Consider the following 16,714-nt stretch of genomic DNA (forward strand, 5'->3'; position numbering starts at 1 on the left):
CCCTCTACCGTCACTGCCGACGTCATCGCCGCAGCCGGCCTCGACTTCATCGTTATTGATGGGGAGCATGGCCCCATCGGTCCCGAGACCGCCCAAGCGATGTCAATCGCCTGCGAATCGCGCAGGGTTTCGCCGGTCATCAGAGTCGGGGGGATTATCGAAGCCGAAATCCTGCGCGCTCTTGACGTCGGCGCGCACGCGATTCACGTGCCTAACGTCAAGAGCGCAGATGAAGCCAGGCGGGTCGTCCACCTCGCCAAGTACCCGCCAGCCGGGGGTCGAGGATTCTCGCCGTTCACGCGCGCGGGCGGCTATTCAGCGATTAACGCGACACGAGTCACGGCCCAGGCAAACGCCAACACGCTCATTTGTATCCACATCGAGGGCGTGGAGGCTGTTGAGCGCCTTGGTTCGTTCCTTGAGATCGACGGTATCGACATCGTGTTCTTGGGGCTCTACGACCTGTCGACCTCGATGGGCCTGCCAGGTCAGGTCGACCATCCAGATGTGGTAGCCAAACTCGAACGAAGCATCGACGCGATTCTTTCGGCGGGCAAGGTTCCGGGAACCATTGCGAACACCCCCGATCAGATGCAGGCGATGTTGGACCGAGGAATCCGCTACCTGACCTACTCGGTAGACTGCGAGATGCTGGGCAAGCCCTACCATGAGATCAAGGATGCATTCTTTGCGGCCGCGGGACGGGATCGGGGCGCACGATGATCACGGTTGCGGACTACATTACTTCGTACGTGAGCGACACCCTGGGGGTGCAGGACGTCTTTCTCGTCACAGGCGGAGGAATCATGTTCCTCACAGATTCGCTGGCTCGCAACGAGAAGCTACGCAAGGTTTGCACGCACCACGAGCAGGCGGCCGCGATGGCGCTCGAGGCTTACTCCCGCTCTACGGGCAAGCTGGGCGTCGGCTACTTCACCACCGGTCCGGGTGCGACGAACGCGCTGACCGGGCTGGTAGGCGCTTGGCAGGATTCGGTGCCTTGCCTCTTTGTGGCCGGCCAGGTGAAGCGCAAGGAGACCGTTCGCCTCTCGGGAATCGCGGGGCTTCGTCAGTACGGAGTGCAGGAGGTAGACATCCTGCCCATCGTAGAATCGGTCACGAAGTACGCCGTTATGCTCGACGATCCGTTGCGGGTGCGATTCGAACTCGAGAAGGCCGTCGCAATCGCCACCGGTGGGCGTCCTGGACCGGTGTGGATCGACGTGCCGCTTGACGTCCAAGGAGCGCTCATCGACCCGACGGTGCTTGAGGCGTGGGACGGGTCCGGGGCAGAGCCCGCACGGCCCGCGCTTCCCGCACCCCAGATTGAGGAGTTCAAGCGGCTCTTTGCGCAGGCCAAGCGACCGATTGTGCTCGCTGGTCAGGGCGTGCGTCTCGCCGGTGCGCTGGGCCAACTCCGGGAGTGGGTCGAGGCAACTGGAGTCCCTGTCGTCACCACCCATCCCGCCGTGGACACCCTCGAGTACGACCATCCGAATCTCGTAGGGTGTGTCGGCATCAAGGGCACAAGAGCGGGAAACCTTGCGATGCAGAACTCCGATCTGCTCATCGCGATCGGAACGAGTCTGCATGTTGCGGTCATCGGCTACGAGTACGAACTGTTCGCCCGCGTCGCCAAGAAGGTCGTCGTCGACATCGATGAGACGTCCCACCGGAAGAAGACGATCGAGGTCGACCTGTTCGTGAACGCCGATGCGGGCGAGTTCTTGGCCGAGGTCGCAGACTCGAGGCATGCTGGAAATGGTTCCTGGGCGGAGACGTGCCGCAACTGGAAGGCCGAATTCCCCGTGTGCTTGCCCGAATACGGTACCGCAGAGGGGCCGAGCAACATTTACTGGTTCGTCGAGCGCCTGAGCCAGTTGATGGATGCGACGGACACGGTTGTGGCCGATGCGGGATCGGCATACTACGCCGTCTCCCAAGGCCTCAGATTGAAGCGCGATCAGCGTTACGTGGTATCTGGAGCGCTGGCCACCATGGGCTATACACTCCCGGCGTGTGCGGGCGTATCGGCGGCAACAGGCGCGCGTACTGTGGGCGTGACGGGCGATGGCTCACTTCAGTTCAACATCCAAGAGCTACAGACACTGGTCACGAACAACCTCCCCGTCAAGCTCTTCGTGCTGAACAACAACGGGTACCTGTCCATACGACAGACGCAGGATCGCTTCTTCGAGGGCCGCTATTTGGGTGAGGGTCCGCGTTCCGGCGTTAGCTGCCCGGATCTCGAGCTCATAGCCCGGGCATACGGCATTCCATTCTTTCGTTCCCAGAACCCCAGCGACCTTGATGCGGCGATCCTCTCGACCCTGGCGACAGGTGGGCCTGCCGTGTGCGAGGTCATGACTCCGCAGCTGCAGGAGATCATCCCGACAGTCGCCTCAGTGAAGCGCGAAGATGGCTCGATGGTATCCCGTCCACTCGAGGACATGTATCCGTTCCTCGAACGGAGTCACTTGCAGCGCATCATGGTAGTCCCGCCCGTGGAAGACAGGGACTACTGACAATGGCGGCAAGGAAGCTGCGAGTCGCAATACTCGGAAGCGGCAACATAGGCTCCGACCTTCTCAGCAAGGTCGTTCGATCCGAATTCTTGGAGTGCGTCCTTTTCATCGGTAGGAGCCTCTCATCAAGGGGTGTTGTCCGGGCTATGGCGATGGGGGTGCCGGTCTCTGACAAGAGCATTGATGCGATTGTCGATGACCCGGACCTATGCGAGTTGGTGTTCGACGCCACGTCGGCTCTCAGTCACTTGCGACATGGGCCCATCCTTGGGGCGCTCGGCAAGATCGTCATTGATCTCACGCCCTCTAATCTGGGCGCGATGTGCGTTCCTGCCGTCAATCTCGAACAGGGACTTGCGCTGAACAACGTCAACATGGTGACATGTGGCGGACAGGCAACAGTGCCTATCGCGCATGTAATTGGTCAGGTTCACAGCGAGGTGCCATACATCGAAGTCGTCTCGCAGATCGCCTCGCGCAGCGCTGGTCCTGCCACACGCGTCAACATCGATGAGTACATCGAGAACACCGAGCGGGCAATACTCGCGTTTTCCGGCTGCGAACGCGCCAAGGCGATCCTTAATCTTAATCCCGCGCTGCCCCCCGTGGACATGCAGGCGACCGTTTTCGCCAGGGCTGAGCACCCCGACCTGGATGCACTCCGTCCGGCAGTTGAGTCGATGGTCGAGCGGATCCGTACCTACGTCCCCGGTTATGAACTCATTGTGCCACCCACCCTTGAGAACGGTCGTATAGTGGTGATGGTGCGAGTGCGGGGGTTGGGCGACTATCTCCCCAGCTATGCTGGTAACCTAGATATCATCAACTGTGCGGCGGTCGCTGTCGCCGAAGGGCACGCCAAGCTCGCGCTAGCGCGCGGGGGAGAGGAGTGATCATGGGACGCCTTCTTGTCACCGATATCACGCTTCGCGACGGTAACCATGCCGTGGCGCATCAGCTCAACCGGCATCAGCTCAGTGTGTATGCCACTGCGGCCGATGCCGCCGGGGTAGCGATCGTCGAGGTTGGCCACGGCAATGGAATTGGTGCGTCGTCGCTCCAAGTGGGCGAGGCGTTGATGACGGATGCGGAGATGCTCGCCACGGTCCGAGCTGCTCTCAAGTGCGCCCGTCTCAGCATTCACGTCATCCCCGGTTTCGCGACGATCAACAAAGACTTGAGGCCGGCGATTGAGGCTGGTGTCGACGTGATCCGAGTCGCGTCGCACTGCACCGAGGCCGACATCACTGAGCGCCACATCACCTTCGCTCGCGAGAGCGGTAAGGAGGTGTACGGCGTTCTCATGATGAGTCACATGGCACCGAAGGAAGTACTGCTCGAAGAGGCACGCAAGATGGAGCAGTACGGCGCGGAGGGCGTCGTTCTCATGGACTCGGCAGGTGCATACCTGCCAACCGACGTGAGGGAGAAGATCGGTCACCTGGCCGATGGTCTCTCCGTCCCCGTTGGTTTCCACGCACACAACAATCTCAGCCTGGCCATCGGCAATGTGGTTGCCGCAGTGGAGTCTGGTGCGTACATCGTCGATGGCGCTGCCCGCGGCTTTGGTGCAGGAGCTGGCAACGCCCAGCTCGAGGGGATGGTCGCCGTGCTCGGGAAGATGGGCTACGAGACTGGCATCGACCTGTACCGGATGCTGGATGCCGCCGAGGTCTGCGAACGGGAGCTCGTTCAAGTTCTGCCGGACGCGGTGCCCGCTAGTGTCGTGAGTGGGCTGGCGGGCGTATTCTCCGGTTTCTCCAAGCCCGTAGACCGCATTGCGAAGCAGTACGGAGTGGACCCCCGCGATGTGCTATTCGAACTCGGGCGTCGTGGCGTTGTCGCCGGGCAGGAAGACATCATCATCGAGATTGCCCGCGATCTTGCAGGGGGGCCAGCGTGATGAACGAGCAGGTCGCTGCTGATCTCGCTGCGGATTGTGCCGCTGCGATCACGGACATCAGGCCGCTGGAGGTACTTCGAAGTCAACGAGTGCTTGTTACCGGCGGAACTGGCTTCATGGGTACGTGGCTTGCGGAGATGGTCACATGGCTGAACGACGCGCACGATTATGACATCGAGCTCATTCTCCTCTCCCCGGCCGCTAGGGCGTTCGAGACGCGTGCGCCACATCTGGCGGCGAGAAGGGATTTGATTCTGGTCGAACAGGACGTGCGAGATCTGTCATCACTGCCGGACCGCGTGAGTTATATCATTCATGCTGCCGGGACTCCAGACAACCGCACGCATGCGCGGGACCCGCTTCGCACCATGAGTGTCATTGCACACGGTGCATCAACGGTGTTCCAAGCGGCGGCTAGAAGCAGTGTGCTTCGCAAGGTTCTGAGCGTCAGTTCCGGCCTAGTATACGGGCCTCAGCCGCTCGATCTCGAACGAGTTCCAGAGACATTCGTCGGCGGGCCACGGCCAGACTCGATTTCCTCCATCTATGCCGAGGCGAAGCGTTTCGCGGAGGCTGAGACAGCCGCCTGGAGGAGCACGCAGAAGCTGCCGGTTGTCATTGCGCGCCCATTCGCATTCATGGGTCCGCATCAGGCCCTGGATAAGCCTTGGGCAGTGAACAACTTCTTGCGCGATGCGCTTCTGGGCGTGCCGATTCGAATCTTAGGCGACGCAGACACGGTGCGGAGTTACATGTACCCCAGTGACATGGCGTACTGGCTCCTGGTCATGCTCGCCGAGGGCACCCCCGGAACCGCATACAACGTCGGCAGCCCGGAGGGCATTACACTTCGCGAACTTGCCAATCGCATCGCGGACGGTGTCCCTGGCACCTCGTCTGTACTTTGTCGGCAGGTAGGCGAACCGCAGTTGACGCGATTTGTGCCCGATGTGTTCCGGGCAAAGTCTGAGCTCGGGCTAACGATGACTGTCGGCATTGAACGCGCCATAGAACGGACTATCGCGTGGCATCGAGCGACGGGCGGGTTAGCATGAGCAGCAGCCGGGACAGTATTGCAATCCTCGGCGCTACAGGCCATGTCGGGAAGTGTCTGATTGACACATTTCTTTCGGTCGGCGGTCGAGAAATTACAGCAGTCGTGAGGGACACTGTCCGCTTCAAGCAGTTCTTGGATTCACTGCCGAATGGGGCAAGATGCCAGGTGGCATCGTTCGATGAGTTCCCTCGAGTCGGCTATGGGGCGATCGTCAACTGCGTTGGTATCGGAACTCCAAGCGGGGTTACTGTATGCGGATCGGGTATCTTCGACCTGACTGAGCGGTTCGACGGTGTTGTCATGGACTATCTTGAAGCACATCCGGACACGCAATGCGTGAGCTTCAGCAGCGGTGCTGCGTATTGCGGGGACTTTGCCGAACCCGCGACGGAGAATACGTCGGCCGTCGTACCGCTGAATCACGTCACCCCGAAGGACTATTACGGCCTCGCCAAACTGGCTTCCGAGGCGAGGCATCGCGCCGCCGCTGACCTCGCCATCGTCGATCTTCGTCTGTTTGGCTTGTTCTCGCGCCACATCGATGTCAGCACCAACTTCCTGATGTGTGACGTGCTTCGCGCGACCATGGACAAGGCGCCCCTACAAGTTGGTCCGGAAGACATCGTACGCGACTACATCGCCCCGCAAGATATGGCAGCTTTCGTTGCAGCAGTAATCGACTCAGGGCCCCGAAACCAGGTGTTCGACCTCTACAGTGCTGCGCCCGTCGCCAAGTTTGAGGTATTGGACCACTTCTCTGAACGTTACGGTCTTGAGTACGAGATCGTAGGCGCTGCATCACCTCAGGGAGCGACGGGGCTGAAGCCCAACTACTACTCGCTCAATCGTCGGGCCGAAACGATCGGGTACAGTCCCTCGCGCACATCTATCGAAACGCTCTGCGACGAGACAGAAGCATTGCTCGCTCGAGGATGAGGCTCAGGCTCTCTGAACGAGCCGCCTGACGCGCCCCAGCACGGGTCGTATCGCACTGTAAGGACCTTCGAGTCCGGCCAGTCGCGCTATCGCCGCCACACCCTGCCCATCGATTGCTCGCCAGCGGAAGAGCCCTTCTCGGCGGGCATCGCCTATCAATGAACTCAGAGGCTTGCGATTTGAAGGCCCGATGACAGAGCGCGCATGCAGCAGGTAGTTCGTGCCGTGTTTCAGGAGAAGCGATTCGTCTCTAGCCGATAGCGGAGCTGGAAGAGCGTCGCGGTAATACTTCATCAGGGAAAGCGCATGGTGCTCTCTGAAGACTGGGTTGTGGGAGTCCTGGCCTTCGTGGTGCCTATACAAGACCAGTGGTTCGCGGATGAGAGCGACAGGGCCGAGTGCCGCCAGGTCGGTCAGAAGGATCCTGTCTGCAACGATTTGAAACTCATCACCCCTGATGGGCTGCGGGGCCTGCTGGCTGCGAAACATCACCGAACCGAAATTGAGCGGGACGTTTGCCAGTAGGACCCGAACCAGCGCTGCGGGGTCTTCGTAAACTTCCAGGTCGAGTCCTCCGACGGACGCCTCGCTGAAATCGGGCATGCTGTCCGAAGTAAAGGCAGCGCACTCCGTGGCCACCCATTGGAGATTCCGCATCTTGTCGAGTGCTTCTAACTGGCACCTTAGCATCTCAGGGTGCATCAGGTCGTCATCGTGAAAAATCACATGGTAGGTGGATCTGGAGCCGATCTCCCGGGCCTTGTCGTTGTTCCCTATCGCTCCGATGTTCTCAGGATTCCGGTGGTATTCGATGTCCAAAGCCTCGAACTTCTCGAGAACCGGGCCGTAATCCTCGGTGCTGGCATTATCGAGCACCACCACTTTGAAGTCACGGAGTGTCTGGGACGCGACGCTGTGAAGACAGTCGCGAAGGTAGCAGGGCCGGTTATATGTGGGTATCACTACGGTCAGGCGTTCCATCTTGAGTCCGCTTTCGCAAACGAATCGAGCAAGAGACCGCTCAGAAGTTCGACTTGAGCCGATTCTGTAAAGCGCGTAGCCGGTCGAGAGTGAAGGAAGCTTCTTCCCGCCTCGATCCTGGCATGCGCATCTTCCGCGGGCATGACTCTAAGGTAGTCTTCGAGCGAAGCCATATCGCTGAAGTCACGGAAATCGACGAAAGCCTCGGGCGGTAGGTAATCGGTGATGTCTGGCGCACCGAGATAGATGGGGATGGTTCCTGCAAGCAGACAGTCGAATATCTTCTCGGTGATGTAGCCCGGAAAGATCGTGTTCTCGAAGCAGAGTGTGAACCGGTAGCCGGTCAAGGTCGTGATCTTGCCGTCAGAAGGAAGCGGCCCGCGATACGATCCGGCAATCGAATGCTTGGTTAAGGCATCTGCACCGGAAACGGGTTCATGCCATCCTCGGCCAAAGAGGTCGAATCCGTCAGTCGCTCCGAAATGTCGTATGGCGGCAAGCCGTTCGACATAGAGATCGTGCTCCATCCAGCGATGTCTTCTCCTAGCGCTTCGCGCTTCTAGCGTTCGATACAACCTTCCCAAAGATACCTTCGGGTGCATGGGTTCGAACAGTGGCTGAGGCCAACTGAACGCTCGTTTGTTGCTGCTGACAAGGGTCAGGAACCCTCGTTCCTGCCAGGGCGGGCCATCGAGTGGACGAAGGTCAGGGCATGGCCAAAAGAAGTCATGGAAGCTAGAAGCACCTCCGGTCATCGAACGCGCGCCTGGGAATAGGACTAGGTTGTCGTACCTCTTTGCGATCTGGGGTAGATTGGAGTAGAACTTCCATGCCACGACAGGCGATTCCCCGCTCAAGCAAACAGATCCACGCAGGCCCCGATCATCGAGAAGCGCTGAGGTGAACTTAGTCTGCTCGTTGCTGAGCACAATGGATCTACCCTGACTCGCGGTCTCTTGCAGATATCGGTCGGCCGTGACCATCCCGACGTCCGCTTCTTTGAGACGCTTCGCCAAGAGGGAGATTGCTCCGGCGCCCGGATACTGCTTCATCGATTCGTAGTTGAGGATGCGATTGTCCAGGAACTGTGGGAAATCAATGTCATATACTACTAAGTTGCTGTACCGTGTGGACATGTCGGCCTAGTCTGATCCAGTGAAATGATGTTGCATCATGCTAAGTAAACAAAACAGGAATGTCGAGAGGCTGCATAGAAGGACAAAGACATGAACCTGTTCATTTACATTCCGACCTACAATCGTCCGAATGCTTTGATACGGCAACTTGCGTCTATCGAGGCGCAACGCGCCGACTGGCCGGGTAAACTTCGCGTCCTCGTAAGCGATAATGCTTCCCCATTGATCTCCGATGACGATCTCGCCTCATACGCGAAGAGGTTCGATGTCGAGGTCAGGCGAAACCCCGCCAATCTCGGGGGTAACGCCAATATCGCCCTCGGTTTCCTATTTGCTGATTTGGACGAACATCTTTGGGTACTCGGAGACGATGACGAGCTGGACCCAAGGGCACTGAGCTATATCGCTCAGTTCGGATCCGGGGGGCAAGCCGATGCAATCGTGCTCACTCCCGGTGTTGACGAAGTCACGGATGTAGTTCATGAGTGGAAACACGCCTGGGCTGGTGTGAAGGGGTCCGGGCTCATCGGAAACATGATCTACAGGGCGTCAGTCTTCGTTCCGCAGGCAAGTCACGCATTTCTGTACCATAATACCGGCTTTCCTCACCTTGGGGTTCTTCTGGCGACGTTAAGGCGACACGGCCGCTTGAATTATCGCTCGTTGCCGAACCAAGCGGTGTATTCCGCTTTCCATTGCTTTGGTGCCGAGGAGCCCGGAGACTATTCACTTTCGTACCTTGGGATGCCTCAGCTGATGCCGCTGTTGCCAAAGGCGCAGGCAAGGAGGTTTGCGTGGAAATGGGTCAAGGAACAAGGCCGAGGGTTCTTTCGGCATCGTCAATCGTATCCGGGCCTTTACGTTGGCACGCTTGCTCACTTAAGGCGATACGGAGGGATTAGGGCGCTGGTTTGGCTTGCAGTGCTCCGGGTCGAACATGCGCTTTTCGGCCGCATCAGACCACATCTGATCACATTGGCGCACAGGATCCTTCCCGACAGATTCAAGCGTTTCCTGCGGTCGCAGGTACGGGAATCAATCGATTGACCAGTGCTTTTCAGGACGTGAGAACATGCAGTCAATTTGAGATAGCATCCTGGTGGATGTGAACCAGACTACTCGATGTCCAAGACGTGATTAGGGGCGAACCCGTGGTAGTGAGTTGCGGGGAACGGTTTCTCTTGAGCGTACGGTAGCGCCTCAGCACTCAATAGAAATCTTGGCACTCGAAAGGTGTCATGTGGGATAGAATAAGGATATGCAGAACAACCAGATGCCAATAGTCAGCATGGGGATGCCAGATAGCGATGACGCTTCCAAGCCCCTAATAACAACAATTATTCCAACATACCGTAGGCCTGAACTTCTTCGGCGGGCCATAGAGAGTGTACTAAGTCAAACCTATCCACATTTTCAGGTGCGCATCTACGACAATGCCTCAGGTGATGAAACGGCAGAGGTCGTTGCTGAATATGCAAAGAAGGATCCCCGTGTCAAATATCACTGCCATGCTGAGAATATAGGGGGTTTGAAGAATTATAATTATGGACTGGAGCATGTCGATACGCCGTTTTTCTCCCTCCTCTCTGACGATGATCTCGTTCTGCCTGATTTTTATGAAATCACCCTGAGGGGGTTCAAAGACTTTCCAGACGCGCTTTTTTCTGCAGGGACTACTATCAATATGACTGAAGAAGGACATGTCTTGAGTGCCAGTTTGGCTTCTTGGGAGAGGGAGGGGTATTTCGCCCCCCCGGACGGCCTTCTCCAAATGTTGGAAAGAGGGGTTCCTACATGGACTAGTGTCCTGTTCCGCAAAGAAGCAATTGAAAAAGTTGGGACTCTTGATGCGGATGTGGGACCTCCAGCAGATTATGATTTTGAGTTGCGGATTGCCGCCCGGTTTCCCATTGTGATTACGAACAAGCCATGTGGTATTTGGGTGGCGCGCCCGTCATCTCATACTGCCACATCGATGGGCTTCGATTTTTTCTGGCCCGGCTGGCTCAAAATGATTCGTAACCTGACGGAAGATGAAAGAATTCCATTTGAATTAAGAATACGGGTCGAATGTGTGTTGAGAGAGGAGCTTAGCAGAATACTGTTTCGTATTGGGGTTGAATCCATCAAACGAAAGAACTTCGGGGAAACTTATAGTACTGCTGGAGTCCTTCGGAGCTACTTCCGTCTTAGATGGCGGGCACTTTTGCTTGTCATCATGGGTAGGGCCTTTGAGTATTTGCCCCCAATTTATTATCTAGCACGTTTTATACTTTCCTGTCGCAAGCTGTTGCGCACCATCTATCGAAGGTTTAGAGACAGGTGGTGGATGAAAGAAGTTGGCGATGCCGGGAATCTACAGAAACAGTTCGGCCATTATGCGAAACTATTATAGGTGAGATAATGGACAGGTGAGTTCTTGTCGATGCACAATCCAAGAAAGTCCAGCATCGAGGGCGCCTTTGACAACGGGAGGATTCGTCCTGCTCTGCCCTCAGAGTCTTGATTTGAGCGAGGGGGGCACGCTCGGTGGAGCGCTCTGCGCGAGAAGGACCTGCTCGACTCGTCGGATTCCGTATATGCCCTGGCGGCGACTCTCGACTGACACAAGGGCCCCCACCCACTCGCCCCACGCATACAGATGCCTCTTGTCACGGTTGGACTGGATGGGTATTTGAGGCGCGTAAAAAAAGAGCCATACAATCTCACAGACGAATGGTACAGTCCGCTTAGACCCCACTGGTTTATCATGGTTCGCTCCGGCGGCCTGATGTTCTCAGTTGAGATACTCTGCTCACCTGACGTTTATCCCAGTAGCTGCGTCTCGAACAGTCGCTGGTACGTCGCGCCACAGGTCATCAGCTCCTCGTGCGTTCCGCGCTCAACGATCCGCCCGTCTTCCATGACGAGCAGTTGATCGGCTTTGATCACGGTGGCTAACCTGTGTGCTATCACAATGATTGTCTTTTTACCGCGCAGTTCGGCAAGGGCCCTCTGGATGTATGCTTCAGACTCGGAGTCAAGGGCGCTTGTCGGCTCGTCGAGGATGAGCACTGAGCAGTTGCTGAGGAGTACGCGGGCGAGCGCGATGCGTTGCCTCTCGCCGCCCGAGAGCCGAATGCCGCGGTCCCCAAGTCTGGTCTCAGTGCCCGAAGGCAAGTTGTAGACGAACGTCGCGTATGCCTGTTCGAGTGCGGTGCGTAGCTGTTCATCAGTGGGATTGAAACCCAGGCCGTAGGTCAGGTTCTCGCGGACCGAGTCGTTGAAAAGCATTGCATCCTGTGTAAGGTACCCGATGCCCCGTCTAAGCGAACCGAGTTGGAATTGACGAATATCGGTCCCGTCTATTGTGATGTTGCCGGTAGTCACATCTCGCAGGCGCGGAAATAGCTCTACGAGTGTGGATTTTCCAACTCCCGACCGGCCCACTATTGCTGTGAAAGAGCCGGCAGGAATAGTCAGTGAGATGTCGCGAAGGACTTCTTTTTCTGCCGATTCCACCAAGCCGTCTTCCGATCGTACCTCGGGATAGGCGAAGGATACGTCAGAAAGCACCATGTCATGGGAAAGTCCCTCGAACGGAATCTCCCCACCGCGGATGGTGTTGGATATTTTGGCGTCTGAAATCGCCTCTTGCACGAGCAGTAGTCCCGCCATTTGCATAGAGATGGCCTGGCGGCCTGCGTTGAATTCCTTGACCTTGGCGTTCAGGCGGTTGAGCACGAAGAGCAGGAGGCCGAGCTGGGCGAGTGTCATACCGAGAACGTCGATGCCGATGTACAGGGTCGCGAAAGCCGAGAGCATGAGCAGCGGGTCGGCGGTCACCTCGATCATCGCGCCGAGCCTGGCCTGCTTGACGCTGATTGCGCGCATCTTCTCTGAGTATTCTTCGATGCGCTTGGACTCGCTCTGCTTCTGGTGGCGGAGCTTCACAAGGCGCATCATCCCGATGCGCTCAACAATCTTGGCGATCATCTCCTGGGTCACCTCGGCTGCCTCAACACCGAAGTCGCGAATCTTTCGGATATAGGACTTGACAACGATGGAGACTAGAACCGCGAAGACCAGCGTTATCATCGTCAGAGGAACCGAAAGGGCGAGCAGAATCACGATGTAGAGCAGCATAAGGAAGGTGATTGAAAGTTGCCGGATGACCGCGATGATAGCGTGACCAGCCATGACCGTCTGTGTGACGACGATTCCAACGAGATGTCCAGCGGATTGCCGCGTGAAGAACTCCGGGTCGGCATCGAGTACCGCGTCGAGCGCCTTCATCCGAATCCGTACGCCGATTCTGCCCGCGACTACCGCCGAGTACCAAGTGTTCAGATAGAAGACTAGCTGCCTCATCAAAATGGGCACAAACGCCATGATTAGGAGGATCGGGAGGATGACTGGCAGACCGACGAACTCCATGAACCCATGCAGTCCTGCCCACACGCCCCCGCCCGTTGCGGTGATCGCTGTCTGGCCGCTTTCAGCGTACTGAAGGATTGGGAGGAGCAGGGAGATTCCGAGACCCTCGAAGACCGCGAAGACCGCTGCCAGCGCTACTAGAAGAGTAATCTCGCTGGTTCGCACGTCGACTGCACCGAGCATCCGGCGAATTGCGTTGATGCGCAGATATTCGCTTGCATAGTGAACTAGTTTGAAGAACAAGGGTATTCCTCGATCGCTATGGATAGCCAGAGCCGCAAGCAAGTATAACGTATGCAGATTGAGGCCCCTAGGCGCACGAGCAGGAATCCATCGGTCCTCGTGATGATATCATTGACCGATGCGCAGGTTCGTACTGATCATCCCAAGCTATTACCCCAGCGATGAGCGGCCGATCGCTGGTATTTTCGTGCGCCAACAAGTGCAGACGCTGAGCGAGCATTGCGATGTGGCGGTGTTGCATGTGACTCCCGCAATGGCTGCTGCACTCCCTACGATCGTCGTCGAAGACGGAATCACCGTGGTCCGCGCAACCACCAAGTGGCATCGAATCCCTCGGCAGGGGCCGATGCGCTTCTTGGCGTACCTCGTCGACCTCTACCTGAATCTCCTGGCACACCCGCGGCTCGGGCTTCGCGCCTTCGACCTGCTCGTCCAATCCAGGCGGGTGCCGGACATCATCCACGTGCACGGGCTGTGGCCGGCTTCGGCGGTGGCCTCGGTGATCCAACGGCGCCATGGCATCCCGTACGTGGTGACGGAGCACTCGTCGGAGTATTTCGCCGACAGCCCGCGAAAGCTCGCCAAATCCCGCGTGTTCGTGGAGCGGGTGCTCCGCCCGCTGGCCCTGCGTGCCGCAAGGACGATCGCCGTGAGCCGCGTGCTTGCAGACAGGCTCGCCGAGCTAGGGCTGGCGGTCGATCCGATGGTGATCCCTAACGTCGTTCCAGAGTGCCCCCCGCAGCCACGCCCGCATAGACCCATCGCCGGACAGCCGCATCTAATCGTGCACGCCTCGGTTATGGGTCCCGAGAAGAACATCGCGGGTCTCCTGGAGGCTTGCGGCCAACTGGCGGACCGTCGCAGCGACTTCCGCCTCGTCATGGTGGGCGATGGCGAACTGCGCGAGGAGCTTCAGTGCAAGGCGGCCTCACTGGGGTTGGGGGAGGACCACGTCGAGTTCGTCGGCAGCAAGTCGCCCCATGAAGTCCGCAAGATTCTACAGTGTGCAGCCTTCGCGGTCGTGAGCAGCACGCAGGAGACGTTCTCGGTAGCGGCAGCGGAAGCGCTCATGTGCGGCCGCCCGGTCGTCGCGACGCGTTGCGGCGGACCCGAGGGCTTCATCACGCCCGAAGTGGGACTGCTTATCGACAAGGGTAGCGTCGATGCGCTCCTTTACGGCATGGAGTGGATGCTCGATAATCACTCGCAGTTCGACCCGGCTGCGCTTGAGCGATACGCCCGCGAGCGGTTTTCCGCGCAGGCGGTCGTCGGGCAAGCCCTCGAGGTGTACGAAGGAGTCCTTGGGCCGCAGGCCCGCTCTCGAGCCTAAGCCCCGGCGAGCTGATCGTAGAGATCCAGGTGCCTTGTAATCATGCGTTCCTCGGTGTAACTCTCCTCGAACCTGCGTCGTCCCGCTGCGCCCATCGATTCTCTCAGTGCGGCATCCGCCGCCAACTCACAGATGCGCCTCGCAAGGAGATCCTCGCGCCGGGGGGGTACGATGTAGCCGCCCACCCCATCCGTAACGGCATCAGCGATTCCGCCTACATCGGTCGCGACGACCGGACGACTAAGGCCCATGGCCTCCAGCACAGTAAGATTCGTCGTCTCCGTTACCGAGGAGACAACATAGATGTCCATTGCGGCAATCTCGCTGATAGGATCCTCAGACCACCCGGCGAACACAATTCGGTCACGAAGGTGCAGTCGCTCGGCTTGAGTCATGAGCGATTCGCGTAGCGAGCCGTCGCCGATGAGGCGAAACTCGGTGTCGTCCCGCTCGCTCGCGACGATGGCCGCTGCCGAGATGAAGTGCTCGTAACTCTTGAGCCGCTCGAAGCGACCGACCGAACCCACGCGTATCACCCCGCTCTTTGCGGGAACAGCAACAGGCCTAACATCAATGGCCGGGTCAGGGATGCCGTTTTCAATAACGACCAGCTTGTCCGGGTCCAAACCGATCGTTAGCAACTCGTCTCTTACCGCCGGCACGACACCTACGAACCGGTCGACGCTCTGAGCTATGCGTCGGAACAATGCGTTCCGAAGACTGAGCTCGAGTCGGCCTCTCGCATTCGGGTGCAGGTGGAGCGGTGCGCTCGGCATGTTGTGCACCGTCGAGAGAATATGTGCAACTTCGGCTTGCCTAGCAGCACTGGCAGCAATCAGCGTCGCATAGAACCCGTGCGAATGTACTATGTCGGGGGACAGGCGAGCGAACAGTGCGGACAGGGCCTGTCGATCACGAATAACCATGCGCCCTGTGTGGACTGGCCACACCTCATGCCCATCCTGACGCGCATGAGCCTCGAGACCTGAACCCGGAGCGCAGACGATGCTGGTTAGCCATCCAGCCTCCCTGCATCCGCGAGCGATGCGTAGCAGATGTCGTTCCCCGCCTCCTATGTTCGCCGGGCGATAGTCGTCTACGAACACGATACGGCGCCTCACTGCCTCCGCCCCCTCGCGTAGCCGCCCCGAGCCGCGGCAATGATGCGAGCGGCAAGATGCTCTCCTAGCATCAGCGAGAGCATGGTGCGAACTCGTATGACACGCAGATGGCGACTGATGCTTCTTTGCGCAGCTTCAAGGGACTCTGGGGACAGAAGCCCTGAAGCGATGATCTCTCGTAGTGCAGCTATGTCGGCCTGACGCATCAGGACGGCATGTGCGGATTTCTGGGTAGAAGAGCGCCGATGCACCGAAAGGGGCACATCAAGATAGTTATGACGATAGCCATGGGCCAACGCGAGGAGCCAGAATCGGTAGTCCTCGGCGTACAGGTTCTCACAAAATCCCCCGACCGAATCGAATACCTCCCGCTTGAACACTGCCCCAATGCCGAAGAAACAGGCCGAACACAGGTCAACGAGAGTGGCCGCACCCGAGTCCCTCCAGCGGTCGTCGAGATCCTGAAGCGTCCGTCGCCCGTCTTCATACTGGAAGTATCCGTCGCAGGTGAACACTGAGGCTTCAGGGTTGGAGCGGATGTGCTCATCCATGGCTGCAAGATGATCAGGCAAGAGCAGGTCGTCGGCGGAGAGCATTACCAGAAGGTCGGCCCGTGCCTCTCGAACCGCCGTGTTGTAGGCTCCCCCTGTACCTCGGTTGGCTTGGTGTATCACTCTGATTCGAGCGTCAGACACCGAGGTGTCGCTGGCGAGAGAGAACGTAGAGTCCGCTGAGCCGTCGTCGACGATCACAAGCTCCCAGTCATCGAAGGTCTGCTTACGTACGGAAGCAACTGTCTCGGCAAGTGTTGCCTCGGCATTGTAGGCTGGCACGAGGATGGAGAAACGAGGATTGTCATGGGCCTTGAAGGATTCGCAGGAATCACTCATGCGCGCAGTTACTCTTTCTCTGCTTGAGGAGGCGTCCAAGCAGACGCCCCTGGTCTGCGGACTCCGGTCGTCTCGAAGTCCAGTGCTCCAACAGCACGAAAGTAGTTTACAGATGGCGCTATTCGGGAGCAATCGTGCCTCTTTAGCAGGGTGGCACTCTCGAGAATCGGCCACCT

Annotated in this window: 14 protein-coding genes; 9 read left to right on the forward strand and 5 right to left on the reverse strand. The window is 58.3% G+C overall.

Features of this window, described 5'->3' with window-relative positions; translation table 11 throughout:
• The 6 genes from M1617_01610 to M1617_01635 all read left to right on the forward strand — a co-directional run.
• Nucleotides 1–723: aldolase/citrate lyase family protein (locus M1617_01610; GenBank protein ID MCL5886989.1), on the forward strand; the 723-nt coding region annotated here is incomplete at its 5' end.
• Complete coding sequence (locus M1617_01615; protein ID MCL5886990.1) at nt 720–2,525, forward strand: thiamine pyrophosphate-binding protein; 1,806 nt, start codon at nt 720–722, stop codon at nt 2,523–2,525. The genes M1617_01610 and M1617_01615, both read left to right, overlap by 4 nt.
• A complete protein-coding gene (locus M1617_01620; GenBank protein MCL5886991.1) occupies nt 2,522–3,418 on the forward strand; it encodes an acetaldehyde dehydrogenase (acetylating) in 897 nt (298 codons plus the stop codon). Before M1617_01615 ends, M1617_01620 begins: the two co-directional genes overlap by 4 nt.
• Before the next feature lie 2 nt (nt 3,419–3,420).
• On the forward strand, nt 3,421–4,428 hold the full coding sequence (gene dmpG, locus M1617_01625; protein ID MCL5886992.1) for a 4-hydroxy-2-oxovalerate aldolase: 1,008 nt from the start codon (nt 3,421–3,423) through the stop codon (nt 4,426–4,428).
• On the forward strand, nt 4,428–5,483 hold the full coding sequence (locus M1617_01630; protein MCL5886993.1) for an NAD-dependent epimerase/dehydratase family protein: 1,056 nt from the start codon (nt 4,428–4,430) through the stop codon (nt 5,481–5,483). The genes dmpG and M1617_01630 overlap by 1 nt, the downstream gene beginning before the upstream one ends.
• Nucleotides 5,480–6,421, forward strand: a complete 942-nt coding sequence (locus M1617_01635; GenBank protein ID MCL5886994.1) for an NAD(P)-dependent oxidoreductase — start codon at nt 5,480–5,482, stop codon at nt 6,419–6,421. The genes M1617_01630 and M1617_01635 overlap by 4 nt, the downstream gene beginning before the upstream one ends.
• Nucleotides 6,422–6,424: 3 nt before the next feature.
• Here M1617_01635 and M1617_01640 read toward each other — a convergent pair whose 3' ends face one another.
• Entirely contained in the window at nt 6,425–7,402 is a 978-nt protein-coding gene (locus M1617_01640) for a glycosyltransferase (GenBank protein ID MCL5886995.1), read from the reverse strand.
• Nucleotides 7,390–7,929, reverse strand: coding sequence for a glycosyltransferase family 10 (locus tag M1617_01645; protein ID MCL5886996.1), 540 nt, complete (start codon nt 7,927–7,929; stop codon nt 7,390–7,392). Before M1617_01645 ends, M1617_01640 begins: the two co-directional genes overlap by 13 nt.
• 699 nt (nt 7,930–8,628) lie before the next feature.
• Here M1617_01645 and M1617_01650 point away from each other — a divergent pair.
• The gene (locus M1617_01650) at nt 8,629–9,585 is read left to right on the forward strand and encodes a glycosyltransferase family 2 protein (GenBank protein MCL5886997.1); all 957 of its coding nucleotides are present in this window, start codon (nt 8,629–8,631) and stop codon (nt 9,583–9,585) included.
• A gap of 211 nt (nt 9,586–9,796) precedes the next feature.
• Complete coding sequence (locus tag M1617_01655; protein ID MCL5886998.1) at nt 9,797–10,933, forward strand: glycosyltransferase family 2 protein; 1,137 nt, start codon at nt 9,797–9,799, stop codon at nt 10,931–10,933.
• Nucleotides 10,934–11,343: 410 nt separating this feature from the next.
• Here the strand turns inward: M1617_01655 and M1617_01660 are convergent, their stop codons facing one another.
• A complete protein-coding gene (locus M1617_01660; GenBank protein ID MCL5886999.1) occupies nt 11,344–13,197 on the reverse strand; it encodes an ABC transporter ATP-binding protein/permease in 1,854 nt (617 codons plus the stop codon).
• A 118-nt stretch (nt 13,198–13,315) separates the two neighbouring features.
• Here M1617_01660 and M1617_01665 point away from each other — a divergent pair, with 118 nt between their 5' ends.
• Nucleotides 13,316–14,527, forward strand: coding sequence for a glycosyltransferase (locus M1617_01665; protein ID MCL5887000.1), 1,212 nt, complete (start codon nt 13,316–13,318; stop codon nt 14,525–14,527).
• On the opposite strand, the gene M1617_01670 is transcribed toward M1617_01665, so the two are convergent.
• A complete protein-coding gene (locus tag M1617_01670; GenBank protein MCL5887001.1) occupies nt 14,524–15,648 on the reverse strand; it encodes a glycosyltransferase family 4 protein in 1,125 nt (374 codons plus the stop codon). The genes M1617_01665 and M1617_01670 overlap by 4 nt on opposite strands.
• Nucleotides 15,645–16,538 (reverse strand): glycosyltransferase, encoded by an 894-nt coding sequence (locus tag M1617_01675; protein MCL5887002.1) that lies wholly within the window; start codon nt 16,536–16,538, stop codon nt 15,645–15,647. The genes M1617_01670 and M1617_01675 overlap by 4 nt, the downstream gene beginning before the upstream one ends.
• Between the last annotated feature and the right edge of the window lie 176 nt (nt 16,539–16,714).

This window comes from Actinomycetota bacterium (assembly GCA_023488435.1).
GTDB lineage: Bacteria > Actinomycetota > Coriobacteriia > Anaerosomatales > UBA912 > UBA912.